25 protein-coding genes and 1 tRNA gene are annotated in these 26,567 nt (G+C 72.7%); 13 read left to right on the plus strand and 13 right to left on the minus strand.

Annotation, left to right across the window (positions count from 1 at the left end; translation table 11 throughout):
* Positions 1–74: 74 nt before the first annotated feature.
* Entirely contained in the window at positions 75–1,109 is a 1,035-nt protein-coding gene (locus ACIP5O_RS02725; protein WP_401287704.1) for an Lrp/AsnC family transcriptional regulator, read from the minus strand.
* A gap of 413 nt (positions 1,110–1,522) precedes the next feature.
* Between ACIP5O_RS02725 and ACIP5O_RS02730 the strand changes: the two genes are divergently transcribed.
* Positions 1,523–2,866, plus strand: coding sequence for a tetratricopeptide repeat protein (locus ACIP5O_RS02730; RefSeq protein WP_401287707.1), 1,344 nt, complete (start codon positions 1,523–1,525; stop codon positions 2,864–2,866).
* 70 nt (positions 2,867–2,936) lie between these two features.
* Here the strand turns inward: ACIP5O_RS02730 and ACIP5O_RS02735 are convergent, their stop codons facing one another.
* Positions 2,937–4,808, minus strand: a complete 1,872-nt coding sequence (locus tag ACIP5O_RS02735; protein WP_401287710.1) for an alkyl/aryl-sulfatase — start codon at positions 4,806–4,808, stop codon at positions 2,937–2,939.
* 180 nt (positions 4,809–4,988) lie between these two features.
* On the opposite strand from ACIP5O_RS02735, the gene ACIP5O_RS02740 reads away from it, so the two are divergent.
* Positions 4,989–5,270 carry a hypothetical protein gene (locus ACIP5O_RS02740; protein WP_401287712.1) on the plus strand — a complete coding sequence of 94 codons (282 nt, stop codon included), beginning with the start codon at positions 4,989–4,991 and terminating at the stop codon, positions 5,268–5,270.
* A gap of 14 nt (positions 5,271–5,284) precedes the next feature.
* On the opposite strand, the gene ACIP5O_RS02745 is transcribed toward ACIP5O_RS02740, so the two are convergent.
* Positions 5,285–6,307, minus strand: a complete 1,023-nt coding sequence (locus ACIP5O_RS02745; protein ID WP_401287714.1) for a serine/threonine-protein kinase — start codon at positions 6,305–6,307, stop codon at positions 5,285–5,287.
* A 251-nt stretch (positions 6,308–6,558) separates the two neighbouring features.
* Between ACIP5O_RS02745 and ACIP5O_RS02750 the strand changes: the two genes are divergently transcribed.
* The gene (locus tag ACIP5O_RS02750) at positions 6,559–7,437 is read left to right on the plus strand and encodes a glycosyltransferase family 2 protein (RefSeq protein ID WP_401287717.1); all 879 of its coding nucleotides are present in this window, start codon (positions 6,559–6,561) and stop codon (positions 7,435–7,437) included.
* 118 nt (positions 7,438–7,555) lie between these two features.
* Here the strand turns inward: ACIP5O_RS02750 and ACIP5O_RS02755 are convergent.
* Both ACIP5O_RS02755 and ACIP5O_RS02760 read right to left on the minus strand, forming a co-directional pair.
* Positions 7,556–7,629, minus strand: a tRNA-Pro gene (locus ACIP5O_RS02755).
* A gap of 99 nt (positions 7,630–7,728) precedes the next feature.
* Positions 7,729–8,667, minus strand: coding sequence for a metallophosphoesterase (locus ACIP5O_RS02760; RefSeq protein ID WP_401287720.1), 939 nt, complete (start codon positions 8,665–8,667; stop codon positions 7,729–7,731).
* A gap of 73 nt (positions 8,668–8,740) precedes the next feature.
* Between ACIP5O_RS02760 and ACIP5O_RS02765 the strand changes: the two genes are divergently transcribed.
* On the plus strand, positions 8,741–9,205 hold the full coding sequence (locus tag ACIP5O_RS02765) for a GatB/YqeY domain-containing protein (RefSeq protein ID WP_356539234.1): 465 nt from the start codon (positions 8,741–8,743) through the stop codon (positions 9,203–9,205).
* A gap of 143 nt (positions 9,206–9,348) precedes the next feature.
* On the opposite strand, the gene ACIP5O_RS02770 is transcribed toward ACIP5O_RS02765, so the two are convergent.
* Positions 9,349–11,544 (minus strand): transglycosylase domain-containing protein, encoded by a 2,196-nt coding sequence (locus ACIP5O_RS02770; RefSeq protein WP_401287723.1) that lies wholly within the window; start codon positions 11,542–11,544, stop codon positions 9,349–9,351.
* 537 nt (positions 11,545–12,081) lie between these two features.
* On the opposite strand from ACIP5O_RS02770, the gene ACIP5O_RS02775 reads away from it, so the two are divergent.
* On the plus strand, positions 12,082–12,426 hold the full coding sequence (locus ACIP5O_RS02775) for a WhiB family transcriptional regulator (RefSeq protein ID WP_030206027.1): 345 nt from the start codon (positions 12,082–12,084) through the stop codon (positions 12,424–12,426).
* Between the two features lie 76 nt (positions 12,427–12,502).
* Here the strand turns inward: ACIP5O_RS02775 and ACIP5O_RS02780 are convergent, their stop codons facing one another.
* Positions 12,503–13,969, minus strand: coding sequence for an ArsA family ATPase (locus tag ACIP5O_RS02780; RefSeq protein WP_401287727.1), 1,467 nt, complete (start codon positions 13,967–13,969; stop codon positions 12,503–12,505).
* Positions 13,966–14,928: an ArsA family ATPase gene (locus tag ACIP5O_RS02785; protein WP_401287730.1), complete on the minus strand. Its 963-nt coding sequence runs from the start codon at positions 14,926–14,928 to the stop codon at positions 13,966–13,968. Before ACIP5O_RS02785 ends, ACIP5O_RS02780 begins: the two co-directional genes overlap by 4 nt.
* 168 nt (positions 14,929–15,096) lie before the next feature.
* Between ACIP5O_RS02785 and ACIP5O_RS02790 the strand changes: the two genes are divergently transcribed.
* The 5 genes from ACIP5O_RS02790 to ACIP5O_RS02810 all read left to right on the plus strand — a co-directional run bounded on the left by ACIP5O_RS02790 (position 15,097) and on the right by ACIP5O_RS02810 (position 19,000).
* A complete protein-coding gene (locus tag ACIP5O_RS02790) occupies positions 15,097–15,255 on the plus strand; it encodes a DUF4177 domain-containing protein (RefSeq protein ID WP_106969341.1) in 159 nt (52 codons plus the stop codon).
* Entirely contained in the window at positions 15,252–15,722 is a 471-nt protein-coding gene (locus ACIP5O_RS02795; RefSeq protein WP_062754176.1) for a RidA family protein, read from the plus strand. The genes ACIP5O_RS02790 and ACIP5O_RS02795 overlap by 4 nt, the downstream gene beginning before the upstream one ends.
* A gap of 436 nt (positions 15,723–16,158) precedes the next feature.
* Positions 16,159–17,043, plus strand: a complete 885-nt coding sequence (locus ACIP5O_RS02800) for an NUDIX hydrolase (RefSeq protein ID WP_401287732.1) — start codon at positions 16,159–16,161, stop codon at positions 17,041–17,043.
* Entirely contained in the window at positions 17,043–17,873 is an 831-nt protein-coding gene (locus ACIP5O_RS02805; protein ID WP_401287734.1) for an MBL fold metallo-hydrolase, read from the plus strand. Before ACIP5O_RS02800 ends, ACIP5O_RS02805 begins: the two co-directional genes overlap by 1 nt.
* A gap of 242 nt (positions 17,874–18,115) precedes the next feature.
* The gene (locus ACIP5O_RS02810; RefSeq protein WP_401287737.1) at positions 18,116–19,000 is read left to right on the plus strand and encodes an SPFH domain-containing protein; all 885 of its coding nucleotides are present in this window, start codon (positions 18,116–18,118) and stop codon (positions 18,998–19,000) included.
* 86 nt (positions 19,001–19,086) lie between these two features.
* Here ACIP5O_RS02810 and ACIP5O_RS02815 read toward each other — a convergent pair whose 3' ends face one another.
* Positions 19,087–19,761: a Crp/Fnr family transcriptional regulator gene (locus tag ACIP5O_RS02815; protein ID WP_015034542.1), complete on the minus strand. Its 675-nt coding sequence runs from the start codon at positions 19,759–19,761 to the stop codon at positions 19,087–19,089.
* Between the two features lie 186 nt (positions 19,762–19,947).
* Here ACIP5O_RS02815 and nth point away from each other — a divergent pair, with 186 nt between their 5' ends.
* From nth to ACIP5O_RS02830, 3 genes are all read left to right on the plus strand, one after another.
* Positions 19,948–20,907 carry an endonuclease III gene (gene nth, locus ACIP5O_RS02820; protein WP_401287740.1) on the plus strand — a complete coding sequence of 320 codons (960 nt, stop codon included), beginning with the start codon at positions 19,948–19,950 and terminating at the stop codon, positions 20,905–20,907.
* Between the two features lie 157 nt (positions 20,908–21,064).
* Complete coding sequence (locus ACIP5O_RS02825; protein WP_356539218.1) at positions 21,065–21,799, plus strand: CoA pyrophosphatase; 735 nt, start codon at positions 21,065–21,067, stop codon at positions 21,797–21,799.
* Between the two features lie 48 nt (positions 21,800–21,847).
* The gene (locus ACIP5O_RS02830; RefSeq protein ID WP_401287743.1) at positions 21,848–23,047 is read left to right on the plus strand and encodes a MarP family serine protease; all 1,200 of its coding nucleotides are present in this window, start codon (positions 21,848–21,850) and stop codon (positions 23,045–23,047) included.
* A gap of 63 nt (positions 23,048–23,110) precedes the next feature.
* Here the strand turns inward: ACIP5O_RS02830 and ACIP5O_RS02835 are convergent, their stop codons facing one another.
* The 4 genes from ACIP5O_RS02835 to nhaA all read right to left on the minus strand — a co-directional run bounded on the left by ACIP5O_RS02835 (position 23,111) and on the right by nhaA (position 26,327).
* Positions 23,111–23,302: a hypothetical protein gene (locus ACIP5O_RS02835; protein ID WP_121830210.1), complete on the minus strand. Its 192-nt coding sequence runs from the start codon at positions 23,300–23,302 to the stop codon at positions 23,111–23,113.
* A gap of 155 nt (positions 23,303–23,457) precedes the next feature.
* Positions 23,458–24,396 carry an alpha/beta fold hydrolase gene (locus ACIP5O_RS02840; protein ID WP_401287746.1) on the minus strand — a complete coding sequence of 313 codons (939 nt, stop codon included), beginning with the start codon at positions 24,394–24,396 and terminating at the stop codon, positions 23,458–23,460.
* Positions 24,393–24,899: a phage holin family protein gene (locus tag ACIP5O_RS02845; RefSeq protein WP_401287748.1), complete on the minus strand. Its 507-nt coding sequence runs from the start codon at positions 24,897–24,899 to the stop codon at positions 24,393–24,395. The genes ACIP5O_RS02840 and ACIP5O_RS02845 overlap by 4 nt, the downstream gene beginning before the upstream one ends.
* Positions 24,900–24,935: 36 nt before the next feature.
* Entirely contained in the window at positions 24,936–26,327 is a 1,392-nt protein-coding gene (nhaA, locus tag ACIP5O_RS02850) for a Na+/H+ antiporter NhaA (protein ID WP_401287750.1), read from the minus strand.
* Between the last annotated feature and the right edge of the window lie 240 nt (positions 26,328–26,567).

The following is a 26,567-nucleotide window of genomic DNA, read 5'->3' on the forward strand; positions in this document are numbered from 1 at the left end:
GCCCGGCCTGAGCCGGCCGACCCGAGCGACCGGTCTGAGCCGCCCGGCCTGATCCGGCGGGCCGCTCCCCGGCCTCAGGCCGTGTCCCTCGGGCGCACGTGGTGCGTCCGGCGGCCGTCCGGGCCGAGGACCTGCGCCCCGATCTTGTGCGTGCGCAGCGACAGCGAGGTGCCCGTGATCCGCAGCGCCGGCGCGGCCCGGACGAGCGCCGCCGTCACCTCGTGCAGCTCGTCGACGGTACGGAGCCACATCGCGAGCGCCAGGTTGTGCGGTCCGGTGACCGAGGTGACGAGCCGGGTCTGGCGCAGCCGGCCGAGCGCGGCGACCGCCTCCGGCACCTCGACGGGCGGGATGTCCGCCGTCACCAGCGCCCACACCGGGCGCCCGGAGAAGCGCGGCGCGGGCAGGCAGTGGTGGTGGAACGCGCCGGCCGCCGTCAGGACGTCCAGCCTGCGCCGTACCGTCGACTCGCTCGTACCGCACTGCCGGGCGAGCTCGGCGGCGCTGCGGCGGGCGTCCCCCGCCAGCTCCGCGACGATCCGCCGGTCCAGGTCGGTGACGTACGGGTACGCGCGCGCGGGGGACCTGCCCTGTTGCTTCCCGCCCGTCAGCTCCGTGAGGTGCTGGACCTGCCCGGGGGTGAGCTGGTCGATCCGCGACCGGTACGGGCGGTTGTGCAGCCGCGTGACGACCTGCGCGCGGCACCGGACCACCCCGGGCAGGCGCCGCACCCGCCCGGCGAGGTAGCCGTCGAGGGCGTAGAGGTCGGGGGAGGCGACGAGCAGCACCAGGTCGGCGTCGCCGGTCACCTGGTGGACGCCGAGGGTGCAGGGGTCCTCCGAGAGCTCGCCCGCGGTCGCCTCGATGTCCCCGGCGACGCACTCCAGCTCCACCCACGCGTACAGGGTGGCGTCCTTGCCGCGCCGGGCGGCGAGCAGGGAACTCCAGGCGTAGCCCTTGCCGCTGAGGTGTTCCCAGCGCCGGGCGAGGGTGTCGGGGCTCGCCTCCAGGACGGCCGAGAGCTGGGTCCAACTGGCGCGCGGAGCCATCTGCAGTGCGTGGATCAGCGCCAGATCCGCCTCTCCCAGGACGGATTCCCCGGTATCCATGTGCCTCCTTGGCCGATCCCCGGAAAACCCCTCCCATGGGTTCCGGGGCGCCCCAGGATGTGCACCGGGGCACGTGCATTCAATCCCCTGACGGTGGCCTCCGCCATGACGTCGGGCACAACGCACGGACACGGCCGACCGTGACGTCCCCACGCGCGCGTAAGCAGGACGAGCAGGGAAGGGCGGGGATGACGAGGCACCTGCGGGGGAACGGACGTCCGTCCGGTCGCCCGGCCGGAACACCGGCCGTCGGCACGACCGGACACGTCCGGAGCATCGGGAACAGAGGGAACAGGGGGAACGCCGGGGGGATCGGGGACACCGGGGGCGCGGGGCGCCTCGGGGGCGCCGAGGGCGCCGGAGGCGTCGGGTCCGGGGCTCCCCCGGAGACCGAGCTGCTGTGGGGCGAACCGGTGACCGCAGGCCAACTCGCCGCCGCCGAGAGCGGATACGACCGCTGCGACCCGGAGGAACGGCTCCTGTGGGAGCGGCTCTCCGTCTTCGAGGGCACCTTCGGCCGGGACGCCGTCCGCGAGGTGTGCGCCTCCGGCACGCTCCCCCCGGCCCGGGTCACGGCGGTCCTCGACCGGCTCGCCCCCCTCGCGCTCCTGCCCGTCGACGACCTCTTCGACGGCGAGGAGGACGCGCCCCGCTACTGGATGCCGCACCCCATGCGCGCGGTGGGCGCCCGCAGGCTCACCGAACGCGGCGACCGCCGGTCCGTCGTCCTGCGCCACCGCAGGTGGTGCGCCCGGCTCGCCCGGCGGGCCGCCGACCGGTGGCAGAGCGGCCGGCAGCTCGACGCCCGCGACCTCGCCCTGCGGGAACTCCCCGACCTGGCCGCCGCCATGGACCCCACGAACGCGCCGCTGTCCCCGAGCGCCGAGGCCGGCACGTCCGTCGAGATCGCGGTCTCCCTGTGGTTCCTGTGGGTGGCCTGCGGTCGGGTCGCCGAGGGCCGGACCCGGCTGCGGCACGCCCTCGCCCTGCACCCGGGCCCGCCGCCGGCCCGCGCCCTGTGGCTCGCCGCCCACCTGGAGCTGGAGTCGGGCCGCCCCGAGGACGCCGACCCGCTCCTCGTCCAGGCCTGGGCGGCGGCCGTACGGGACGGCGACGACCGGTGTCTGGGCCTGCTCGCCCAGTTGCGCGGCTCCACCGCCCTGCACCAGGGGCGCACGCGCGCGGCGGCGGCCGAGTTCCGGGAGGCGCTGGCCCTGACGGAGGAGCCCCCGGACTTCGGCCCCGGCCGCGAGATGGGCTGGGCCGGGCTCGCGCTCGCCCTCGCCCGCACCGACCCGGAGGCAGCGCAGGAGGCCCTGGACCGGCTGCCGCTCGAACGGACGGGGCGGTGGGCCTGGGCGGGTCGGGACCTGTGGGCCGACGCCTGGGCGCACCACGCGCGTGCCGAGCTCCTCGCCTGGGACGGGGAGCGGGGGAGGGCCGTCGACCACGCCCGGCGGGCGCTCCGCGGCCATCTGGCGCTCGGCTCGGCGGCGGGCGCGTCCTGCGCGGCCGAGCTCCTCGCGGAGTTGCGGACCACGACCGGCAGGCCCGTCTCCGCCGCCCACCTCCTGGGCGCCGTGGACGTGCTGCGGTCCTCCGTCTTCGGCGAGGCGTACCGTCCGGCGGCCTCCAGCGCGACGGCGCGACGGCGCAGCGAGCGGGCCCTGCGGGAGGCGCTCGGCGCGGAGGAGCTGCGCCGGGCGTGCGAAGAGGGCGCCCGCCTGGGCCTGTTCGCCCTCTCGGAGGAGCCCTAAGGGCCTCCCCGGGAGCTTTTCAGGGTCCTCTCAGGGACCTCCGGCGTCTTCCCGGGGCCCCGTCGGGTAGTTACGGGGTGACGATCGGGAACAGCGGGTCCGGCTTCGTCACGTACGAGAGGAGGCGGGCGAACAGGGCGGGGTCGCCCTTCACCCCGACCCCGAGCTCCCCGGGCCCCTGCCCGGCGAGCAGGCCGAGGAGCTGCTGCTTGGACAGGGTCATGGTGAGTCCGGCGGGCGTCCGGGGTTCGGCGACCGCCCGGTGGGTGAGGGCGCCGTTGTGCAGGGTGAGCCGCCGCCGCTCGCCCACGGGGTCGTCCGTCAGGACCAGGTCGACGGTCAGGTCGTCGTCCCAGGCGCGCGGCCCGTCGATCGCGACGGCGATCGAGTCGATCAGCATGGGGACGGTGAGGGCCGCCGCCATCTCCGGGTTGGTCGTGTCGATCACCTCGCCCCCCGCCCCTTCCCGGAGCTCCTGCGCCGAAGTGAGGTAGAAGTTCCGCCAGGGGCCGTTCTCGGAGCCGTGCCCCAGCCGCTCGTAGACCCCGGCGAGGACCTCCTTGGCCTCCTCGTGCACCGCGCTCGCCGGCCGCTCCTCGCCGACGGGAACCTCCGGCGCGGTGGCGAAGACCAGGTGGTTCAGGAGGGTCGCGGCGAACCGCAGGTCGCCCTCCTCCACGTACGCGCGTGCCTTGGCGAGGGTCTCGGCGGGCCCGCCCGCCACCGCCACGTACCGCTTGGCGAGCTCGACCGGCGGGTGCTCCCACAGGTGGGCCGCGTTGCCGTCGAACCAGCCCAGGTAGCGCTGGTAGACCGCCTTCGCGTTGTGGCTCAGGGAGCCGTAGTACCCGCGCGCGTGCCAGGCGCGGGCGAGCGCCGGCGGCAGTTCGATCGTCTCGGCGATCTCCGGCCCGGTGAGGCCCTCGTTGAGCAGCCGCAGCGTCTGGTCGTGCAGGTACGCGTAGAGGTCGCGCTGCTCGGTCAGGAACCGCACCACCTCGTCGTGGCCCCAGGTCGGCCAGTGGTGGGAGGCGAAGGCGACGTCGTACCGCCCGTGGAAGTACTCGATCGCCTCGTCGAGGTACGCGGCCCAGATCCGGGCGTCCCGGACGACCGCCCCGCGCAGGGTCAGGACGTTGTGCAGGGTGTGGGTGGCGTTCTCGGCCAGGCACAGGGCGCGGCGATCGGGGAAGAGGAAGTTCATCTCGGCCGGGGCCTCGGTGCCCGGCGTGAGCTGGAAGACCATCCGCACGCCGTCGACCGTCTCCTCCTGGCCGGTCTCCGTGACGTCCACGGTCGGCGGGATCAGGCTGATGGTGCCGGTGGACGTCGTCTGCCCGAGCCCGGCGCCGATCTGGGCGTCCGGCGCCTTCGGCAGGTTCGCCCCGTACATGTAGGCCGCCCGGCGGGTCATGGCGTTGCCCGCGTACACGTTCTCGCTGACGGCGTGCTCCAGGAAGCCGGCCGGGGCGAGGACCGGCACGCCCTCCTCGGTGCCGTGGGGCAGGACGCCCCGGGCGCCGCCGAAGTGGTCGCCGTGCGAGTGGGTGTGGACCAGGCCGGTGACGGGGCGGTCGCCGCGGTGCTCCCGGTAGAGCGCGAGCGCCGCTGCGGCGGTCTCCGTGGAGATCAGCGGGTCGATGACGACGACCCCGCGCTCGCCCTCGACGAGCGTCATGTTCGACAGGTCGAGGCCCCGCACCTGGTAGATGCCCTCGGTGACCTCGTAGAGCCCCTGCCGGGCGCAGAGCCGCGACTGGCGCCAGAGGCCGGGGTGCGCGGTGTCGGGGCGGTCCGCCTCCAGGAAGCGGTAGGCGTCGCCGTCCCAGACGGTCCGCCCGGCGGCGTCCGTGACCGTACCGGGGACGAGGGCGGCGAGGAAGCCCCGGTCGGCGTTCTCGAAGTCGGTGGTGTCCTCGAACGGGGGGAGGGTGTCGCTCATGGGCGGGGTGCTCCGTTCGGCGCGGACGTGTGGGTGGACGTGTGCGCGGGCGTGTACGTGTACGTGTGCTCGGACGCGTACCGGATCCATCTGACCACCGGACCCCGGGACCCGCACGCCGGGCCGGGGAGGGGCGGAAGGCCCGCGGCGTACCTACTCTGGTGGGTACGGAGGTGACCCATGGGACGACGGCACCACTTCCACATCGACCACCTCGGGCACTCGGTCTCCGTGACCGTGGAGACGGGGCACTCGGCGGTCGTCGACGTCCTCGTCGACGGCAAGGAGACCGCCCGGGTCGAGATCGGCCACGAGCGGCAGGTCGCCCTCCCGGTCGGACTGCCGACCGAGCCGCCGACGACGGTGACCGTACGGGTGGCCGCGGGCCCCGGAGTACCGCGCTGTCTGCTGATCCCGGGGGACGAGGGGGACCCGCTGGTGATGGCGCCGAGGGCGTACTGACGTGCTCCGGGGGCTCAGGAGAGCCAGACCATGCCGATGATCAGGAAGACCACGAAGGCGATGCCGCCGGCCACGGCGGCCGTCTTGCGCGGGCGGCGCCGGGAGAGCTCCGCGAGCCCCCCGGTGGCGGCCGGGCGCTCGCGGCGCCGGGAGACGGGCGCGGCGGGTCTGGTCATCGGCGGCGGGGTGGGGGCGGGCACGTGCCGGGGCAGCGGCGCGGGGCGGTGCGGCGCGGGAGCGGGCGGGGCCTGCCGGTAGGAGCGCCAGGCGCCGGAGGAGAACCAGTCGGCGATGGCCTGGGCGGAGGGTCGCTGCTCCGGCTGCTTCGCGAGCAGGCTCAGCAGGTACGACTCGAACTCGGGCGGCAGCGCGACCCCGAGGTGCGCGGGCGGCGTCGGCGGGGTGTCGATGTGCTGGTACAGCAGGGCGGTCGCGGTGTCCGCGCGGAACGGGGGTCTCCCGGTCAGCAGTTGGTAGAGCACGCAGCCCAGGGAGTACACGTCGGAGGCGGACGAGGCGGGCTGCCCGAGGGCCCGCTCGGGCGCCAGGTAGAGCCCGGTGCCCACGATCTGACCGGTCGTCGTGAGTGCGGCGGAGGGATCGTCGACGAAGCGGGCGATGCCGAAGTCGGCGAGCTTCACCGTCCCTTCGGCGTCGATGAGCAGGTTTCCCGGCTTGATGTCCCGGTGCACCACGCCCTGCCGGTGCGCGGCCGCGAGCCCGGCGGCGGCGTGCGCGGCGACCACGGCGACCCGCTCGGGCGGCAGGACCAGGGGGTCGGAGGGGCTTCCGGCGAGGCTGTCGCCCTCGACCAGCTCCATGACGAGGAACAGCTTCCCGTCCCACGTGCCGAAGTCGAAGACGCCCACCACGTGCGGGTGGCTCAGCCGGGCGGCGGTCTGCGCCTCCAGGCGGAACCGGTCGCCCGCGGAGGGGTCGGCCGCGTTCGCCAGCATCAGCTTCACGGCCACGGCCCGGCCGAGGACCTCGTCGGTGGCCTGCCACACCTCGCCCATGCCGCCCCGGCCGATACACACGTGAAGCCGATATCGGTCCGCGACCAGCACCTGGAGACCACCCTTTCGAAGATCGATCAACCTGACGGAAGGGAACCAGCGTAGAGCCGCGCGCTCGCGCTCCTCGCCGCGCTCCCCCTCCGAACGCCCCCGCGGTGCACGACACCTGTGGTGCGGATGAACGGAAGGTGTCGGTGTGCGGCTAGCATCGCGCCCGAAAAGGCCTTCGGGACTCTTCGAGGGCCTTCGGTGAACAGGGAACGGAGCGGACCGTGGCGCGACCGCGCGTGGGTGTGGCGGTACTGACGATGGGCACGCGCCCGACCGAACTGCGGGCGCTGCTCGACGCGGTGGCGGACCAGGACGAGAAGGCCGCCCGGATCGTGGTCGTCGGCAACGGCACGGGCTCGCTCCCGGAGCTGCCCGAGGGCGTGACCGGGGTCGAACTCCCGGAGAACCGGGGGGTGACGGGCGGCCGGAACGTCGCGCTCGACACGCTCCGTGCCTTCGGCGACGTGGACGTGGTGGTGGACCTCGACGACGACGGCCTCCTCGTCGACCGGGACGTCTTCCGCCGCCTCGCGGACCTGTACGACGGGGACCCGGCGCTCGGCGTCGTCTCGTTCCGGATCGCGGACGAGAACGGCGAGACCCAGCGCCGCCACGTGCCCCGCCTCGGGGCGAAGGACCCCCTGCGCGGCGGCGAGGTGACGACCTTCCTCGGCGGCGGCCACGGCCTGTCGATGCGGATGCTCGACGAGATCGGCGGCTGGCCGGAGGAGTTCTTCTTCACCCACGAGGAGACGGACCTCGCCTGGCGGGCCCTCGACGCGGGCTGGAAGGTCGTCTACGAGCCGAAGCTCCTCCTCCAGCACCCGAAGACCAGCCCGGCCCGGCACGCCGTCTACCACCGCATGACCGCCCGCAACCGCGTCTGGCTGGCCAAGCGCAACCTCCCGGCCCTCCTCGTCCCCGTCTACCTCGGCGTCTGGACCCTCCTCACCCTGGCCCGCACCCGCTCCCTCCCGGGCCTCGGAGCCTGGCTCGCCGGCTTCGCCGAGGGCATCCGCCGCCCGGCGGGCCCCCGCACCCCGATCCGCTGGTCCACGGTCCTGCGCATGACACGGCTGGGCCGCCCGCCGGTGATCTGACGGAACCCGGGGGCGGGCCGTGGCCCGCCCCCACGGCCACCCGCCCGGACCGTCCGGAAACAGAAACAGGTCAGGCAGCTACTGAATTCAGTAACTGCCTGACCTGCTATTTCGGCTGTCGGGGTGGCGGGATTTGAACCCACGACCTCTTCGTCCCGAACGAAGCGCGCTGCCAAGCTGCGCTACACCCCGATGTCGCTGCTCTGTGTGTTCACGTCGCGGCGACATCGATTACTTTAGCCCACGCGCGCGCTGAGGCGAAATCCGGTATTCGGGGGCGCCGCCCCGGGGTCAGGGGCGGGCCGTCAGGGTGAGGAGGGTGGCCTCCGGGGGGCAGGCGAAGCGGACCGGGGTGTAGCGGTTGGTGCCGCAGCCCGCCGAGACGTGCAGGTAGGACGTGTGGCCCCCGGCCGTGTGGGTGGAGAGGCCCTGCGCCCGGTCCGTGTCCAGGTCGCAGTTGGTGACGAGCGCCCCGTAGAGGGGGACGCGGAGCTGGCCGCCGTGGGTGTGCCCGGCCAGGACCAGCTCGTAGCCGTCCGCCGTGAAGGCGTCCAGGGAGCGCAGGTACGGGGCGTGGACCACGCCCACCGTGAAGTCGGCGTCCGGGTCCGGGCCGCCCGCCACCCGCTCGTACCGGTCGCGCTTGATGTGCGGGTCGTCCAGGCCGGTGAACGCCAGCTCGGCCCCCGACAGCTTCAGCCGGCCCCGCGTGTTGGTGAGGTCCACCCAGCCCGCCGCGTCGAAGGCGTCCCGCATCCCCTCCCAGGGATTGTGGACGGCCCCGACGGCCGGCTTGTTGCCGTTGAGCCCGTGGCGGCCCTGCGCCTTCTCCAGGAGGTAGCGGGCGGGGTTGCGCAGCTTCGGGCCGTAGTAGTCGTTCGAGCCGAAGACGTACACGCCCGGGAACTCCATCAGCGGCCCGAGCGCGTCCAGGACCTCCGGCACCGCCTCGGGGTCGGAGAGGTTGTCGCCGGTGTTGACGACGAAGTCCGGGCGGAGCCCGGCGAGCGACTGGAGCCAGGCCCGCTTCTTGCCCTGTCCGCTCACCATGTGGATGTCGGAGACCTGGAGGACCCGCAGGTCGCCCATGCCCCGGGGGAGGACCGGGACCGTCACCCGGCGGAGCCGGAAGGAGCGGGCTTCGAAGCCCGCCGCGTAGACGAGTCCGGCCGCGGCCGTCGCCGTGAGACCTGCCGTGATCTTCAGGGGGATCCCGTACCGTGCGCGCATCCCCCCATCGTCGCAGACCCGTGCGAGGGAAATGCGCGGGCGGTGGGGGTGCGGCACCTGCCACACTTGGGTCATGACCACGCTCAAGGCGAAGCTCCAGGACGACCTCAACGCCGCGATCAGGGAGCGCGACGAACTGCGCTCCTCGACCCTGCGGCTGACCATCACCGCGATCACCAAGGAGGAGGTCGCGGGCAAGACCAAGCGCGAGCTCTCCGACGACGAGGTGCAGAAGGTGATCGCCAAGGAGGCGAAGAAGCGCCGCGAGGCCGCGGACGCCTTCGCCCAGGGCGGTCGCCCCGAGTCCGCCGAGCGGGAGCGGGCCGAGGGCCTCCTCCTCGACGCGTACCTGCCGAAGCAGCTCGGCGACGAGGAGCTCGACGGGATCGTCGCGGCGGCCGTCGAGGAGGCGAAGGCCGCGGGCGCCGAGGGGCCGCGCGCCATGGGCGCCGTCATGAAGATCGTGAACCCGAAGGTGGCCGGCCGGGCCGAGGGCGGCCGGGTCGCCGCCGCCGTGAAGAAGCTGCTCGCGGGCTGATCCGCGCAGAACGTACGAAGAGAGGGCGCCCCCGTCGCGGGGGCGCCCTCTCTTCGTACGCGATGGGGCCGGTCTCGGTCGAACGTCCCCTACGGGAACTACGGGAACTACGGGAACTACGGGAACTACGGGAACTACGGGAACTACGGGAACGTGATCCCGGGAATGTGCGGCCTGCGGTCGCCGGGCTTGCCGTCACGGGGCTTGTTCGGCTTCCCCGGCTTGTTCGGGCCCTCGTCCCCCTCCTTCTCCTTGTCCTTGGGGTTCTCGGCCCGCGGCACGGAGACGGGGGTGAAGGACGGGGTCTCGCCGGCGTCCAGCGCACCGGTCATCGCGATCCGCCAGATCGGTCCGGGGAGGCAGCCACCGCAGACCTTGTCGTAGTACTGGCCGCCGATGGTGATGTCGTGCATCGGCTTCTGCTCGCCGACGTCGTCGCCGACCCAGACCGCGGTGGAGAGGTTCGGGGTGTAGCCGACGAACCAGGCGTCCTTGCGGTCGTTGGTCGTACCGGTCTTGCCCGCGTTGTCGCGGTCGCTGAGACCGGCCTTCTGACCGGTGCCGTCCTCGACGACGCCCTTCAGCATCTGGTTGACCGTGTCGGCGGTCCGGTCGCTCATCGCCCGCGTGCACTTCGTCTGCGGCACGTTGAGCTTGTCGCCGTTGGCGGCCTTGATCGACTCGATGGCGACCGGGGTGCAGTACAGACCGCGGTTGGCGAAGGCCGCGTAGGCGGACGCCATCGCCAGCGGGGTGCTGACCTGGCTGCCGAGGGTGAGCGCCGGCGTCACGTCGAGCGGCTTGCCGTCACCGCGCGCGTACCCCAGCTTCTGCGCCATCTGGGCCGTCTCGCACAGACCGGCCTGCTGCTCCAGGAGCACGAAGTAGGTGTTGATGGACTTGCTGAGCGCACCCGTCATGTCCCAGGAGCCGGCCTCGGACTCCAGCTCGTTCTCCGGCTCCCAGTCGCTGCCGCCGGCGGGGGCGCCCTTGCAGTCGCGGAAGGTGCTCTCGTTCACCTTGATCTTCCACGGCGTGGTGTAGGACTGCGCCGGGCTGATGCCCTTCTCCAGGGCCGCGGCCGCGGTGAACGGCTTGAAGGTCGAGCCGACCTGGAAGCCGTACGTGCTGCCGCCCATCCGGTTGCTGACGGCGAGGTTGAGCGTCGTCTCGTTCTTCTTCGGGTCCAGGCCGTACGGGCGGGACTGGCCCATCGAGAGGATCTTGCCGGTGCCGGGCTGGACCTGCACCACCGAGGTGGCGACCGGGTCGTCCTTGTTGACCTTCGCGATGGCGGCCTCGTTGGCGGCGGCCTGGGCGCGCGGGCTGAGCGTGGTCTTGACGGTGAGGCCGCCCAGGTTCCACAGCTTCTGGCGCTCCTCGGCCGTCTTGCCGAAGACCGGGTCGCTGAGGATCGTCTTGCGGACGTAGTCGCAGAAGAAGCCCGCGCCGTCGACGGCGGTGATGCAGCCGTTCTTCGGGGTCTTGACCTTCAGCTTCAGCGGGGCTGCCTTCGCCTCGTCCGCCTCGGCCTGGCTGATGTCCTTCACGTCGGCCATCCGCTGGAGGACCACGTTGCGGCGCTTGGTCGCTTCCTCGACGTCGTTGATCGGGTCGTAGCGGCTGGGCGACTGCACGAGACCGGCCATCATCGCCGCCTCGCCGAGGGTCAGGTCGGCGGCGTGCTTGGAGAAGTACCGCTGGGAGGCGGCCTCGATGCCGTACGCCTGCTGCCCGAAGAACGTGATGTTGAGGTAGTTCTCCAGGATCTTCTTCTTGCCCAGCTCCTCCTCGACCTGGATCGCGAACTTCAGCTCGCGGACCTTGCGGCCGATGGTCTGCTGGGTGGCCTGCGCGACCTTCTCGGGGTCGTCGCCGGCCTCCTCGACGAAGACGTTCTTCACGTACTGCTGGGTGAGGGTCGACGCGCCCTCGGAGACCCCGCCGGACTGCGCGTTGCGGTTGATCGCGCGCAGCACGCCCTTGAGGTCGATCGCCCCGTGCTCGTAGAAGCGCCCGTCCTCGATCGCGACGATCGCCTTCTGCATGTACGGGGAGATCTTCTCGATCGGGACGACCGTCCGGTCCCGCGAGTACACCGTGGCGATCAGGCCGCCCTCGGAGTCGAGGATCTTGGTGCGCTGACTCAGCGGCGGGGTCTTCAGGTTCGAGGGGATCTCGTCGAACCCCTCGACCGTGCCCTTCGCGGCCAGCCCGAGTGCCCCGGCCGCGGGCAGGGCGATGCCTGCCAGCACGGCTCCCGCGAGCACACTGACACCGAGGAACTTGGCGGCCTGCTGGGTCCCGGTCAGACCACCGCCCGAGCGCTTCTTTGCCATGGGGGGCAGCCTAATCCGTAGACATGAGCGAACAGCGGGAGCGGGGCCCCTCGGAGCGTTCGGGTACCGGACCGTGACATCCGGGGGCGGCACGTGGACTTCCCGAGGGCCGGACCGGACACGCGCGTGCCCAGGTTTCCATTCGCCGGACACGCGCCCAGGCCTTGGCCTAAGCTGCTCACAACTGTCACAGCAGTGCGGTCCGACAACAAGGCCCGGTTGTGACGGCGGCATGAATTCCCGTGACCCCGAAACGCGGGAAGCTCGTGTCCGATTCCGGCACATGCGTCACGCGGCGTCCCAAGTGACACCGCCGAGGAAGGGCATATCCACGAGGTATGTCCGTTATCCCACGCATGTCCATCGATCACTCCCCTGGGTGATCTGACGCGCACGCATAGTCCGTTCGGGCCATTCAAGATTGGGCCCGAAGGGGGTGTTGCGCTGTGCCCACCTTCCGTAACGTCCCAACTGGCAGCGGTGAATATGCCGCTGCCGCCGTGGGGGAGCCTCGATTCGGGAGAGGACGGCGCCGGTATGGGCTGGGTAGCTGACTGGAGTGCGCAGGCGGCCTGCCGCACTACCGATCCGGATGAACTTTTCGTGCAGGGAGCGGCGCAGAACAGGGCGAAGGCGGTGTGCACCGGATGCCCGGTGCGGACCGAGTGCCTCGCCGACGCCCTCGACAACCGCGTGGAGTTCGGCGTGTGGGGCGGCATGACGGAGCGCGAGCGCCGCGCCCTGCTGCGCCGGAGACCGACCGTCACCTCGTGGCGCCGGCTCCTGGAGACCGCGCGCACGGAGTACGAGCGGGGAGCGGGCCTGCTGCCCGTGGCGATGGACGACGACGCGACGTACGAGGCGTACGCGGCGGTCGGCTGAACGCGCCGGGGCGCACGCCCCGACGCGCGGAAACCCTCCGGGCGATCTCAGACGATCCGGAGAGGGCGGAGACGGCTCAGGCCGGGGGCGTTCGCCCGCCGGTGAGCCGGTCACCGATGGCCCGCAGCCCGGCGAGGTCGTGCACATCGCCGGGCAGGGCGGCCACTTCCGCCACCGCCACCTCGGGGTGGCGCGCGGTGAAGCGGTCGCGCGTGTGCTGCTCGCGCGCGAGCACCCGCATGCGCTCGGCATGCAGGTGCAGGAGCCCTGCGGTGAGCTGCCGTACGTCCACGGCGTCGCCCGCGGTGTCGTCGTGCGGGTCGCGTGTGAGGTGCGCGGCTGTGTGATGTGCGTCTGTGGGGTGTGCGTCGTGCTCGTCGTGCGTGTCGCGTGCTTCGGATGCGTCGGCGTGCTGTGCGGCCGGATCGGCCGCGGCTGTGGGGGCAGCCTCGGATCCGGCGGGTACGGCAGGTGTGACGGGTGCGGAAGGTGCGGCGGCGGTGGCGAGTTCGGACGGCTCGGGGTCGGTGGCCGGGGAGCCACGCTGACCAGTCTTCCCGTCCCCCTGATCCACAATGCGACCCTCGTCAAGATTTTCCGCGGCGGCCCGCGCCCGCTCCGCCGAGAGGCCGGCGGCCCCGCTGCCGTGCACGCGGTTGAGGACGAGACCGGCCAGCGGCATCCGCTCCGCGGCCAGCCGCTCCACGAAGTACGCGGCCTCGCGCAGCGCGTCCCGCTCCGGCGTGGCCACCACGAGGAAGGCCGTGCCCGGGGCCTGGAGCAGCTTGTACGTGGCGTCGGCGCGGGTCCGGAAACCGCCGAACATCGTGTCCATCGCCGCCACGAACGTCTGTACGTCCTTGAGGAACTGACCCCCCAGCAGCTTTCCGAGCGTCCCCGTCATCATCGACATGCCGACGTTGAGGAACTTCATCCCGGCCCGGCCGCCCACCTTCGCCGGGGCCATCAGCAGCTTGATGAACTTCCCGTCCAGGAAGGACCCGAGCCGCTTCGGCGCGTCCAGGAAGTCCAGGGCCGACCGGGACGGCGGGGTGTCGACGACGATCAGGTCCCACTCGTCCCGCGCCCGGAGCTGGCCCAGCTTCTCCATCGCCATGTACTCCTGCGTACCGGCGAACCCGGCCGACAGGGACTGGTAGAAGGGGTTCTCCAGGATCGCCCGGGCCCGCCCGGCGTCCGCGTGCGCCTCGACGATCTCGTCGAAGGTCCGCTTCATGTCGAGCATCATCGCGTGCAGCTCGCCGCCGTCGGAGCCCTTGATCCCCTCCACCTTGCGCGGGGTGTTGTCGAGGGAGTCGATCCCCATCGACTGGGCGAGGCGGCGGGCCGGGTCGATGGTGAGGACGACGACGCGCCGCCCGCGCTCCGCCGCCCGCACGCCGAGGGCCGCCGCCGTGGTCGTCTTGCCGACCCCGCCCGCGCCGCAGCAGACGATGATGCGGGTGCCCCGGTCGTCGAGCAGCGGGTCCAGCTCCAGGACGGGAGCGGTGTCGATCCCGGCGGTCGCCGTCTTCTCCGTCACGCGCCCACCCCTTGCCTCCGCAGTTCCTTCGCCAGTCGGTAGAGCCCCGCGACGTCTCCCCCGTCGCCCAGGTACGGAAGCTCGTACGTCGGGACGCCGACGCCGTCCAGGACGGCGCGCTGCGCCCGCTCCAGCTCCACCCGCCGGGCGTGCTCGGCCGCCTCGTCGAGGAGCGGCTCGACCAGCCGCGTGGAGCCCGTGACGCCGACGGAGGCCAGGGTCTTCGCGATCGCCTCCCGGTGGTCGCCGGAGGCGGCCCGTACCGCCGCGGTGTCCAGGACGTGGGGCCGGACCATGTTCACCACGACCCGCCCCACCGGCAGTTCGGCCGCGCGCAGCTCCGCGATGCCGTCCGCCGTCTCCTGGACCGGCATCTCCTCCAGGAGGGTCACCAGGTGGACCGCCGTCTCGGGGGACTTGAGGACCCGCATGACGGCCTGCGCCTGGTTGTGTATCGGGCCGATCCTGGCCAGGCCCGCCACCTCGTCGTTGACGTTCAGGAAGCGGGTGATGCGGCCGGTGGGCGGCGCGTCCATGACCACGTGGTCATAGGTCGGGCGGCCGTCCTTCTCGCGTCGCCGGACCGCCTCGCACGCCTTGCCGGTCAGCAGGACGTCCCGTACGCCCGGCGCGATCGTCGTCGCGAAGTCGATCGCGCCGAGCTTCTTCAGGGCCCGCCCCGCACTGCCCAGCTTGTAGAACATCTGGAGGTAGTCGAGGAGCGCGCGCTCGGCGTCGATCGCCAGCGCGTACACCTCCCCGCCGCCCGGGGCGACGGCGATCTTGCGCTCCTCGTACGGAAGGGCCTCCGTCTCGAAGAGCTGTGCGATGCCCTGCCTGCCTTCGACCTCGACGAGGAGGGTCCGCTTCCCCTCCGTCGCGAGGGCGAGGGCGAGGGCGGCGGCGACCGTCGTCTTACCGGTACCGCCCTTGCCGCTGACGACCTGGAGCCTGCTCACGCTGTCGAGCCTAACCACTGGCGGCCGCGCCCAATCAGGAGGCCGCCCCCGAGAAGCTCCCTGGGGGCCGCCTCGGGGTCGCGCGGGAGAGCCCTCGGAGTCCCCTCCGGGGCCCCTCGGGGAGCCGCCTCGGGAAGCCGCCCCCCGGCAGCGGATACAGTCGGGCCCATGACCAAGTGGGAGTACGTCACGGTGCCGCTTCTGGTGCACGCGACCAAGCAGATTCTGGACACCTGGGGCGAGGACGGCTGGGAGCTCGTCCAGGTCGTGCCCGGGCCGAACAACCCCGAGCAGCTCGTGGCCTACCTGAAGCGGCCCAAGTCGTGAGCGGGACCGTCGAGGCGAAGCTCGCCGAGCTGGGCCTGACCCTGCCGGAGGTCGTGCCGCCGCTGGCCGCGTACCAGCCGGCCGTGCAGTCGGGCGTGTACGTCTACACCTCGGGCCAGCTCCCGATGGTGGCCGGCAAGCTTCCGGTGACCGGCAAGGTCGGCGCCGAGGTCACCGCCGAGGAGGCCAAGCAGCTCGCCGCCACGTGCGCGCTCAACGCCCTCGCGGCCGTGAAGTCGGTCGCCGGTGACCTCGACCGCGTCAAGCGCGTCGTGAAGGTCGTCGGCTTCGTCGCCTCCGCCGCCGACTTCACCGGGCAGCCGGGCGTGATCAACGGCGCCAGCGAGCTGCTCGGCGCCGTCCTCGGCGAGAAGGGCGTGCACGCGCGCAGCGCCGTCGGCGTGGCCGTGCTGCCGCTCGACGCCCCCGTCGAGGTCGAGGTCCAGGTCGAGCTGACCGAGGCCTGACCGCCCCGCGGGCAGTGTGAGCGAACGGCCGGCCGGCCCCCACCGGGGCGACCGGCCGTTCGCGCGCGTGGCGCCCCTTCCCGTAGCTTGCGCGCCCCTGCGCGTGGCCGCCCCGGTGCCTTGCGCGCCCTCGCGTGTGTGGCGCCCTCGTGCCTTCCGGTCCCGCGTGTGTGGCCGCCCCGGTGCCTTGCGCGCCCTCGCGTGTGTGGCGCCCTCGTGCCTTCCGGCCCCGCGCGCGTGGCGCCCCTGTACTTTCCGGCCCCGCGTGCGTGGAGTTCCCCGTCCCGTCCGCCCCCCGCGCGTGGTGCCTCCGCGTCTTGCCGGGTCCTGGCGCCCCCGCGCGCGTGGCGCGTCTTCCCGCCTTCCGGACCCGTGCCTTTCGGCCCCGCGGCGGCTCGCCCTCGTGCATTCCCGTCCTTGCGCATAGCATCCGGCCATGTCGAATGGTCAGTCGAAGCAGTCGAACGGACAGTGGTATCCGCCGGAGTGGCCCGACCGCATCCGCGCCCTCGCCGCCGGTGAGCTGACCCCGGTGGTGCCCCGGCGCGCCGCCACCGTCCTGCTCCTGCGGGACGGGGGAGCCGGGCCCGACGTCCACATGCTGCGCCGCCGCACCTCGATGGCCTTCGCGGGCGGCGCGTACGCCTATCCCGGCGGCGGCGTCGACCCGCGCGACGAGCAGCCGGTGCGCTGGGCGGGCCCGTCCCGGGAGACCTGGGCGGCCCGGCTCGGCCTCGACGACCCCGCGCAGGCCCAGGCCGTGGTCTGCGCCGCCGTGCGCGAGACGTACGAGGAGGCGGGCGTGCTGCTCGCCGGGGAGACCGAGGAGGGGGTCGTCGGGGACACGACGGGCGAGGACTGGGAGCGGGACCGCGAGGCGCTCGTCGCCCGCGAGCTGTCCTTCGCCGACTTCCTCGACCGGCGCGGGCTCGTCCTGCGCTCCGACCTGCTCGGCGCCTGGGCCCGCTGGATCACGCCCGAGTTCGAGCAGCGCCGGTACGACACCTGGTTCTTCGTGGCCGCGCTCCCGGCCGGGCAGCGGACCCGGAACGCCTCCACCGAGGCCGACCGTACGGTGTGGATCCGCCCGGCGGAGGCCGCCGCCGGCTACGACCGGGGCGAGCTGCTCATGATGCCGCCGACGATCTCGACCCTGCGCACCCTGGAGCCGTACGGGACGGCCTCCGAGGCCCTCGCGGCGGCGGAGGCGCGGGATCTGGCCCCGGTGCTCGCCCAGGCGCGCCTGGAGGGCGAGGAGCTGGTCCTGAGCTGGCCGGGCCACGAGGAGTTCACCAAGATCGTCCCGGCCGGAGGTGCGTGATGAGCGACGCCGCCGCCCTGCCCGGGCAGCCGCGCGGGCTCGTGGCCACCGGGCCCGCGACCGACCGCGCCGTGAACGTCCTGGCGCCCAACCCGTCCGCCATGACCCTCGACGGCACCAACACCTGGCTGCTCTCCGAGCCCGGCTCGGACCTGGCCGTCGTCGTCGACCCCGGCCCGCTCGACGAGGGCCACCTGCGGAACGTGATCGAGACCGCCGGGAAGCTCGGCAAGCGGGTCGCGCTCACCCTCCTCACCCACGGCCACCCGGACCACGCGGAGGGCGCCGGGCGCTTCGCCGAGCTGACCCGGACGCCCGTGCGCGCCCTCGACCCGGCGCTCCGGCTCGGCGACGAGGGGCTCGGCGAGGGGGACGTGGTGGCGGTCGGCGGCCTGGAGCTGCGGGTCGTCCCGACGCCCGGGCACACCTCGGACTCGCTCTCCTTCCACCTCCCCGCCGACCGGGCGGTCCTCACCGGCGACACGATCCTGGGGCGCGGGACGACGATGGTCGCGCACCCGGACGGGCGGCTCGGTGACTACCTGGACTCGCTGCGGCGGCTGCGCTCGCTGACCGTCGACGACGGGGTGCGCATAGTCCTGCCGGGCCACGGGCCGGTCCTGGAGGACGCGCAGGGGGCCGTGGAGTTCTACCTCGCGCACCGGGCGAGCCGGCTCGCCCAGGTCGAGACGGCGGCCGAGAACGGCCTCCGTACGGCGCCGGAGGTCGTCGCCCACGTGTACGCGGACGTGGACCGCTCGCTGTGGCCGGCGGCCGAGCTGTCGGTGCGGGCGCAGCTGGAGTACCTGCGGGAGCGCGGGCTGATCTGAGGCGCTGGGGGACCGAGGCGCTGAAGGTCCGGGGGACTGAAGGGCCGGGAGACTGAGGGGCTGGGGGACTGAGGGGCCGGGGGAGGGGCACGCCCGCGCGTGGAGGCGTATCGGGCGGCGGGGCCCTCATGTCACGATCCTGAACCAGGACGTGCCCCGGGTCTCGGCCCCCGGCGACCGGTGTTTTACGCTCCCTTTACATCTGGTCGTGGCTCCGGCCATAGCTTTCGGGGGGAACGCCCGTGTTCGTCGTCGCCATCCTGTTGTTCATAGCCGCAGTGGTGCTCTACTTCGTCGCCCGTGCGCAGGACTCGAAGGGACTCAGGCTCGGTGCCCTCGGCGCCGTGATCGCCGGTCTCTTCTCGCTGATCACGAGCATGACGTACGTGATCAGCGCGTACGAGGTCGGTGTGCCGGTCGCCTTCGGCAAGGTCGGCTCGCCCATGACCTCGGGCCTGCACCTGAAGTCGCCGTTCACCAGCGTCACCACCTTCTCCACCCGCCCCGTCGACCTCAACCTCTCCGACAAGGACGTGGTCGAGGTCCGCTCCTCGCAGGGCGGCGTCATGTACGCCGAGCTGACGGTGAAGTGGGCGGTCGTCCCGGGCAAGTCCGTCGAGCTCTACCGGCTCGCGGGCAGCGAGGACGCCATCCAGCAGCGGCTCGTCTTCCCGGACAGCCGTGAGATCGTCCGCAACGTCTTCGCCCGCTACACGAGCGAGCAGGGCTACGCCTCCGACCGCGAGAAGATCAACGCGGAGATCGGCGCCCTGGTCAAGGAGCGCCTGGCCCCGCGCGGCATCGACGTGACCACGGTCAACCTGCGCAACGTGAAGCCCTCGGAGGCCCTCCAGGGCCAGATCGACCGCAAGATCCAGCAGCAGCAGGCCACCGAGCGGGCCACCGAGGCCGCCCGCACCGCCAAGGCCGAGGCCGACCGGCGCCGGATCGAGGCGGAGGGCATCGCCCGCGCCAACAGGATCCTCAACGACTCGCTGACGGACAAGGTCCTGATGAACCAGTGCATCGACGCCTTCAAGGAGGCGGCGGCGAAGAACCCGGTCTACACCGTGCCCTGCGCGAACGGCGCCTCGGCCCCGGTGATCGTGGACGGTTCGAAGCGCTGATCCCGCACTGACCGGCAGTATGCGGAAGGCCGCCCCCGTGGACCGGGGGCGGCCTTTTCCGTGCGTACGCGCGCGTGCTCGGGTGTCTACCGCGAGCGCTTCGCGAGGCGCTCCACGTCGAGGAGGATCACGGCGCGGGCCTCCAGGCGCAGCCAGCCGCGCTGGGCGAAGTCCGCGAGCGCCTTGTTGACCGTCTCGCGGGAGGCGCCGACGAGCTGGGCCAGCTCCTCCTGGGTGAGGTCGTGGACCACGTGGATGCCCTCCTCCGACTGCACGCCGAAGCGGCGCGACAGGTCGAGGAGCGCGCGGGCGACACGGCCCGGCACGTCGGAGAAGACCAGGTCGGACATCTGGTCGTTGGTCTTGCGCAGCCGGCGGGCGACCGCGCGCAGCAGCGCGGTGGCCACCTCGGGGCGCGCGTTCAGCCAGGGCTGGAGGTCCCCGTGGCCCAGGCCGAGCAGCTTGACCTCGGTCAGCGCGGTCGCGGTGGCGGTGCGCGGGCCCGGGTCGAAGAGGGACAGCTCGCCGATGAGTTCACCGGGGCCGAGGACGGCCAGCATGTTCTCGCGGCCGTCGGGGGAGGTGCGGTGCAGCTTCACCTTGCCCTCGGTGACCACGTACAGGCGGTCGCCGGGGTCGCCCTCGTGGAAGAGCGCGTCGCCACGGGCGAGCGTCGCCTCACTCATCGAGGCGCGCAGCTCGGCAGCCTGCTCGTCATCGAGCGCCGCGAAGAGCGGGGCGCGCCGCAGAACGTCGTCCACGAGTTCTCTCCATACTGTCGACCTGCTCATGGGATCCGGATCCCATGATGCCGGACGTACAAAACAGTGCGATCAATCACAACAAGTTTGACGCACCGCGCCGCACTTCCGTACGTCAGGGGCCCGATCGGGGGCTGATCGGCCGTGCCCGGGGCAGATGTCGGTGGCGGCCCCTAGGCTGGCCGCGTGTCCAACTCGCCGGTGAGAGCGCAGGCCAAGGGGGCTGGAAGAGTGTCGGCCGAAAGTAATTCCGCCGTGGGCGAACAGGGTGCGTCGAAACGGGTGAAAGCGACAAATCGGAAGTCTGCGCGCGAGCCGGGACGCGCGACCGAACCCCGGGCGACCCGAACGGCCCGGACCGGGACGAGCCGCGCCGAGCCCGAGTCGCGGCTCGCGATGGTCCGCCGGGCGCGCCGGATCAACCGCGAGCTGGCCGAGGTCTATCCGTACGCCCACCCGGAACTCGACTTCCGCAACCCCTTCGAGCTGCTCGTCGCCACGGTCCTCTCGGCCCAGACCACCGACCTGAGGGTCAACCAGACCACCCCCGCCCTCTTCGCGAAGTACCCCACGCCCGAGGACCTCGCCGCCGCCGTGCCCGAGGAGGTCGAGGAGCTGATCCGGCCGATCGGGTTCTTCCGCGCCAAGACGAAGTCGATCATGGGTCTCTCCGCCGTCCTCAGGGACGACTTCGGCGGCGAGGTGCCCGGCCGCCTGGAGGACCTCGTCGCACTCCCCGGCGTCGGTCGCAAGACCGCCTTCGTCGTCCTCGGGAACGCCTTCGGGGTCCCCGGCATCACCGTCGACACCCACTTCCTGCGCCTCGCCCGGCGCTGGAAGTGGACCGAGTCCGACGACCCGGTGAAGATCGAGGCCGAGGTCGCCACGATCTTCCCGAAGAGCGAGTGGACCATGCTCTCGCACCGGGTGATCTTCCACGGCCGCCGCATCTGCCACGCCCGCAAGCCCGCGTGCGGCGCCTGCCCGATCACCCACCTCTGCCCGTCGTACGGGGAGGGCGAGACCGACCCCGAGAAGGCGGCGAAGCTGCTCAAGTACGAGAAGGGCGGCTTCCCCGGCCAGCGGCTCAACCCGCCGCCCGACTACCCGGGCCGCCCGGCGCCGCCCCTGGGCGCGAGCGGCTGAGCCCGCGAGCCACCCGCCCGTCCCGGGAAGCCACCGCCCGCCCCCGGCGAGCCACCGCACGTCCCGGCGGGCCACCGCCCGCCTCCGGGCCGGGGGGAGGCCCCGCCCCGGGAACGATCCCGTCCGTCCATCGCGTTGTGAACCAACGGGGGTGCCTATGACGCGCACTGAAGAAGAGACCCAGGGACACGAGCCCCACGGGTACGAGGCCCACGGGCTCGGCACCGGCGGCCTCGTCAGCCGCGACGGCCTGCCCGCCTGGCTCGCCCCCGTCGACCGGGCCGCCCGCACCGTCCGGCCCGAGCAGCTGAGCCGCTTCCTGCCGCCCGCGAGCGGGGACGGCCGCCAGTCCGCCGTCCTCGTCCTCTTCGGCGAGGGCGCGCGGGGCCCCGAACTGCTCCTCATGGAGCGCGCCGGCACCCTCCGCTCGCACGCCGGGCAGCCCTCCTTCCCCGGCGGCGCCCTCGACCCCGAGGACGGCGCCCCCGAGGACGGCGGGCTGCTGCGCGCCGCCCTGCGCGAGGCCCGGGAGGAGACCGGGCTCGACCCCGCCGGCGTCCAGCTCTTCGGCGTGCTGCCCCGGCTCTACATCCCGGTCAGCCGCTTCGTCGTCACCCCGGTCCTCGGCTGGTGGCGCGCCCCGAGCCCGGTCGACGCCGTCGACCCCGGGGAGACCGCCCGCGTCTTCACCGTGCCCGTGGCGGATCTCACGGACCCCGCCAACCGCGCGACCACCGTCCACCCCAGCGGCCACAAAGGCCCGGCGTTCCTGGTCGAATCCGCCCTGGTCTGGGGTTTCACCGCCGGAGTGATCGACCGGATCCTCCACTTCGCCGGCTGGGAGCTGCCCTGGGACAGGTCCAGGCAGGTCCCGCTCGACTGGCGCTCATGACAGGCTGACCCCGGGGCGACCGGAAACGAATCTGCGAGGCTATTGACGGTGAACGTGCTGGACATCTTGTTGCTGCTCGCCGCCGTGTGGTTCGCGATCATCGGGTACCGCCAGGGATTCGTCGTCGGCATCCTCTCCGTGATCGGATTCCTCGGCGGCGGCCTCGTCGCCGTCCTGCTGCTCCCGGTCCTCTGGAACGAGCTGACCGACAACAGCGAGGTCTCCACCACGGCGACGGTCGTCTTCGTGATGATCGTCATCGTCTCCGCCTCCGTCGGCCAGGCCTTCACCACCCACCTCGGCAACAAGCTCCGCCGGCACATCACCTGGTCGCCCGCGCGCGCCCTCGACGCCACGGGCGGCGCCCTGGTCAACGTCGTCGCGATGCTGCTCGTGGCCTGGCTGATCGGCTCGCTCATCGCCAACACCACGATGCCCACCCTGGGCAAGGAGGTGCGGAGCTCCAAGGTCCTGCTCGGCCTGGAGCGGGTGATGCCGGAACAGGCGTCCGGCTGGTTCGCCGACTTCCGCTCCACCCTGGCCCGCAGCGGCTTCCCGCCGGTCTTCAGCCCCTTCGTCAACGAGCCGATCACTCCGGTCACGCCCCCCGACCCGGCGCTCGCGAACAGCCCGGTCGCCGACCGCGCCCGGCGCTCCATCGTGAAGGTCGTCGGCACCGCGCAGAGTTGCGGCAAGGTCCTCGAAGGCACCGGCTTCGTCTTCGCCGAGCGCCGCATCATGACCAACGCCCACGTCGTCGGCGGCGTCGACGAGCCGACCGTCCAGATAGGCGGCGAGGGCAAGCTCTACGACGCCAAGGTCGTCCTCTACGACTGGCAGCGCGACATCGCCGTCCTGGACGTGCCGGACCTGAAGGCCCCGCCGCTCGTCTTCACCGACGAGGACGCCCGCAGCGGGGACGGCGCGATCGTCGCCGGTTTCCCCGAGAACGGCGCGTACGACGTGCGCTCGGCGCGCGTCCGGGGCCGCATCAGCGCCGACGGACCCGACATCTACAGCCGGGGTCAGGTGAACAGGGACGTGTACTCGCTGTACGCGACGGTCCGCCAGGGCAACTCCGGCGGCCCGCTCCTCACCGAGGACGGCGAGGTGTACGGCGTGATCTTCGCCCGCTCCCGCGACGACGCGAACACGGGCTACGCCCTGACGGCCGACGAGATCCGCGGGGACATCGAGCGCGGCCGGACCGCCGCCCAGCAGGTCGACACCCAGGCCTGCGCCCTCTGATCCCCGCGTATTCCCCATACTCCTCGTGCTGTGCCCCCCGGAGGCCCCGGGGGGCCTCGGAGGTCAGTCGCGGGGGTGCCTGAGCCGGGCCGAGACCCAGCGGGCCCGGCGGCGCAGGATGCGCGAGATCCCCACCCCTTGCACGGCGTGCGTGCGGCCCGGCTCCGGAGGTCCGCCCCTTTCGAGGGGTCCCGGTCCGGCGGCCGAGCCGCGGTCGCGTGCTGTCGTGTCACCGTAGTCGTGCGTCCAGCCCATACCCGGACGTGTGCCCGGGGCCCAAGGTCGGTAACCTCCCCGGACCCCGCCAATTGGAGTATGCGCGAGGCACATGGCCGTTCGAGGCAACTCCGTTCGTCGGACAGGAGTCCGACGGCGCGTCAGTGACCCGGCGGGGCGGGGGCGACGGGCCGTCAGCGGTCCGGCTCGGGGTCCTTCAGCCAGTTGACGAGCTCGGTGGTGAAGGCCACCGGGTCCTCCTCGTGGGGGAAGTGCCCGAGGCCGTCGAAGAGCCGCCAGCGGTAGGGCGCCTCCACGTACTCGCCCGAACCGGCCGCGCTGCGGGTCCGCATCACCGGGTCCAGGGAGCCGTGCAGATGGAGCGTCGGCACCCGCACCGGCCGCTTCATGCGCCGGTTGAACTGGACGCCGTCCGGGCGGGCGAGCGAGCGCACCATCCAGCGGTACGGCTCGATCGAGCAGTGCGCCGTCGACGGGACGAGCATCGCCCGCCGGTACGTCCCGATCGCCTCCTCGTCGGCGATCGGCTGCGGACCCGACCAGTCCCGGATCAACTCCCCCACGAGCGCGGCGTCGTCCGCGACGAGCCGGCGCTCCGGCAGCCACGGCCGCTGGAAGCCCCAGACGTGCGAGCCGGCCCGCGACTGGGCGAAGTCGGAGAGCATCGCCGAACGCCAGCGGCGCGGGTGCGGCATGGAGGAGACCACGAGCCGGCGCACCAGCTTGGGCCGCATCACGGCCGCCGTCCAGGCGAGGTAGCCGCCCAGGTCGTGCCCGACGAGCGCCGCGTCCGGCTCGCCGAGCGAGCGGACGACGCCGGTGATGTCGAGGGCCAGGTTGGCGGGGTCGTAACCCCGGGGGGTGCGGTCGCTGCCGCCGACCCCGCGCAGGTCCATCGCGACGGCCCGGAACCCGGCCTCGGCGAGGGCGGGCAGCTGGTGGCGCCAGGTCCACCAGAACTGCGGGAAGCCGTGCAGGAGCAGCACCAGCGGCCCGTCGCCCATCTCGGCGATGTGGAAGCGGGCGCCGTTGGCGGCCACGTCCCGGTGGGTCCACGGCCCGTCGAGCCGTACGGGTCCGCCGCCGGCGGTGCTGCTCTCGGGAAGGGTCATACGGACGAGCGTGCCACAACGGTGCCCTTGTCCAGGTCGACGGAGCCCTTGACCAGAGCCTTGGGCGCCTCGGGGCGCGGGTGCGGCTTGACGTTCTGCACGATCGCGGCCGTCCGCTTGGCGGACGCGATGGACTTCTCCGGCGGCTTGACCTTCTTGAACTTGGAGTACGCGAGGAAGCCGAGGAGCCCCGCGAGCAGCACGTTCGCCGTGAAGGAGAGCAGGAAGCACCAGACGAGGTTCCAGCCCCCGTTGCCGTTGTGCCCGCCGGTCCAGGTGTTGATGGCGTACGCGAGGGCGAAGCTCAGCATCGGCAGCGAGAACAGCAACGTCACCCCGGCGAGGATGCCCAGGATGCTGCCGATTCCGCCGCGCTTGACGTCCTGCCGGAGTTCAGCCTTCGCCAAGGCGATCTCGTCGTGCACCAGTGCCGACATCTCGGCGGTCGCCGAGGCGACCAGTTGGCCGAGGCTCGGCTCGCCCTTGTCGTACAGGTCGCTCATCGCTGCTCCCTCTCCTCGTCTACGGTCCGACTCAGATCATGCCGGACGGTCGGCCTCCTCGCTCGATGCCCCCGCCAGTTGGGCGCGCTGTCTGTGTTCGGCGGCCTTCCTCTCGTGGATCGCGGCCATCCGGAGGTGGTACTCCGGGCTGTTCTCCTCGTAGATGTCCGGGATGCCGTCCTCGTCCTCGTCACGCTCCTCGTCGGCGTAGAGCGCGTCGTACTTCCGCACCCGCAGCTTCAGCAGGACCGTGGCGAGGACGGCCGCGACGAGCGAGCCCGCCAGGACGGCGGCCTTCACCTGGCTGGTGAGCGCGGGGTCCCCGGCGAAGGCGAGTTCGCCGATGAGGAGCGAGACGGTGAAGCCGATCCCGGCGAGGGTGGCGAGGGCGAAGACGTCCGGCCAGTTCAGTTCGGGGTTGAGCTCGGCCCGGGTGAAGCGGGCGGTGAGCCAGGTGCCGCCGAAGATGCCGACGGCCTTGCCGACGACGAGGCCGAGGACGACGCCGAGGGTGACCGGCTGGGTGAAGACGTCCCCGAGCGACTTGCCGGAGACGCTGACACCGGCGGAGAAGAGGGCGAACAGCGGCACCGCGACACCGGCCGAGAACGGGCGGACCAGGTGCTCTATGTGCTCGCCGGGGGAGTGCTCCTCGCCTTCCCGGGTGGTGCAGCGCAGCATCAGGCCCATGGCGACGCCGGCGATGGTGGCGTGGACGCCGCTGTTGTACATCAGGCCCCAGATCACCAGGGCGAGCGGCGCGTACACGTACCAGCCGCGGACCCCCTTGCGGAGCAGCAGCCAGAAGACGGCGAGGCCGGCGAGGGCGCCGCCGAGCGCGGCGAAGTTCAGGTCCGTGGTGAAGAAGACCGCGATGATCAGGATGGCGAAGAGGTCGTCGACGACGGCGAGGGTGAGCAGGAAGGCGCGCAGCGCGGACGGCAGCGAGGTGCCGATCACGGCGAGGACGGCGAGCGCGAAGGCGATGTCGGTCGCGGTGGGGACGGCCCAGCCGTCGAGCGAACCGTCGCCGAGGACGTTGACCAGGGTGTAGACGAGGGCGGGCGCGGCCATGCCGCAGAGCGCGGCGACGACGGGGAGCGCGGCGGCCCGGGGGTCGCGCAGCTCGCCCGCGACGAGTTCGCGCTTGAGCTCGACGCCGGCGACGAAGAAGAAGACCGCGAGGAGGCCGTCGGCCGCCCAGTGCTCGACGGAGAGGTCCAGGCCGAGGGCGGCAGGGCCGAAGTGGAGGTCGCGCAGGGACTCGTAGCTGTCGCTCAGCGGGGTGTTCGCCCAGATCAGGGCGGCGACGGCGGCGAGGAGGAGCAGCACGCCGCCGACGGTCTCGGTGCGCAGGGCGTCGGCGAGGTAGCGGCGCTCGGGCAGGGGGAGCAGACCGAGGAACTTGCGGTCGGTGGGCGCGGACATGCGGGGGACCTCCGTCGGGCGGGCAGGGCGAAGCACATGCCGACCAGACTTCCCGGCGCACCTGGGTCTTTCTGTCGCGTTTCTGACGCGACCCTCACCCTACCCAAGGAGGCGGTGGGGCATCCGGCGAGAAGCAGCTTAGGGAGTTTCTCCCGGTTCGTCCCCTCGGGAGGCGCGTGGGGGCACGGGGGAAGGCCCGCCCCGAGACCGGGGCGGGCCTTCCCTTCGGTGCGTACCGAT

The sequence above is a fragment of the Streptomyces sp. NPDC088915 genome, from assembly GCF_044749825.1.
GTDB lineage: Bacteria > Actinomycetota > Actinomycetes > Streptomycetales > Streptomycetaceae > Streptomyces.

What these genes read in the sequence shown, in the direction of transcription:
- ACIP5O_RS02775 (WP_030206027.1), top strand. Translation starts at nt 12,082, where the DNA reads ATGGGCTGGGTAGCTGACTGGAGTGCGCAGGCGGCCTGCCGCACTACC.
- ACIP5O_RS02835 (WP_121830210.1), bottom strand. Translation starts at nt 23,302, where the DNA reads ATGGGCTGGACGCACGACTACGGTGACACGACAGCACGCGACCGCGGC.
- ACIP5O_RS02725 (WP_401287704.1), bottom strand. Translation starts at nt 1,109, where the DNA reads ATGGATACCGGGGAATCCGTCCTGGGAGAGGCGGATCTGGCGCTGATC.
- ACIP5O_RS02800 (WP_401287732.1), top strand. Translation starts at nt 16,159, where the DNA reads ATGTCGAATGGTCAGTCGAAGCAGTCGAACGGACAGTGGTATCCGCCG.
- ACIP5O_RS02760 (WP_401287720.1), bottom strand. Translation starts at nt 8,667, where the DNA reads ATGCGCGCACGGTACGGGATCCCCCTGAAGATCACGGCAGGTCTCACG.
- ACIP5O_RS02825 (WP_356539218.1), top strand. Translation starts at nt 21,065, where the DNA reads ATGACGCGCACTGAAGAAGAGACCCAGGGACACGAGCCCCACGGGTAC.
- ACIP5O_RS02735 (WP_401287710.1), bottom strand. Translation starts at nt 4,808, where the DNA reads ATGAGCGACACCCTCCCCCCGTTCGAGGACACCACCGACTTCGAGAAC.
- ACIP5O_RS02765 (WP_356539234.1), top strand. Translation starts at nt 8,741, where the DNA reads ATGACCACGCTCAAGGCGAAGCTCCAGGACGACCTCAACGCCGCGATC.
- ACIP5O_RS02845 (WP_401287748.1), bottom strand. Translation starts at nt 24,899, where the DNA reads ATGAGCGACCTGTACGACAAGGGCGAGCCGAGCCTCGGCCAACTGGTC.
- ACIP5O_RS02740 (WP_401287712.1), top strand. Translation starts at nt 4,989, where the DNA reads ATGGGACGACGGCACCACTTCCACATCGACCACCTCGGGCACTCGGTC.
- ACIP5O_RS02805 (WP_401287734.1), top strand. Translation starts at nt 17,043, where the DNA reads ATGAGCGACGCCGCCGCCCTGCCCGGGCAGCCGCGCGGGCTCGTGGCC.
- nhaA (WP_401287750.1), bottom strand. Translation starts at nt 26,327, where the DNA reads ATGTCCGCGCCCACCGACCGCAAGTTCCTCGGTCTGCTCCCCCTGCCC.
- ACIP5O_RS02770 (WP_401287723.1), bottom strand. Translation starts at nt 11,544, where the DNA reads ATGGCAAAGAAGCGCTCGGGCGGTGGTCTGACCGGGACCCAGCAGGCC.
- ACIP5O_RS02840 (WP_401287746.1), bottom strand. Translation starts at nt 24,396, where the DNA reads ATGACCCTTCCCGAGAGCAGCACCGCCGGCGGCGGACCCGTACGGCTC.
- ACIP5O_RS02790 (WP_106969341.1), top strand. Translation starts at nt 15,097, where the DNA reads ATGACCAAGTGGGAGTACGTCACGGTGCCGCTTCTGGTGCACGCGACC.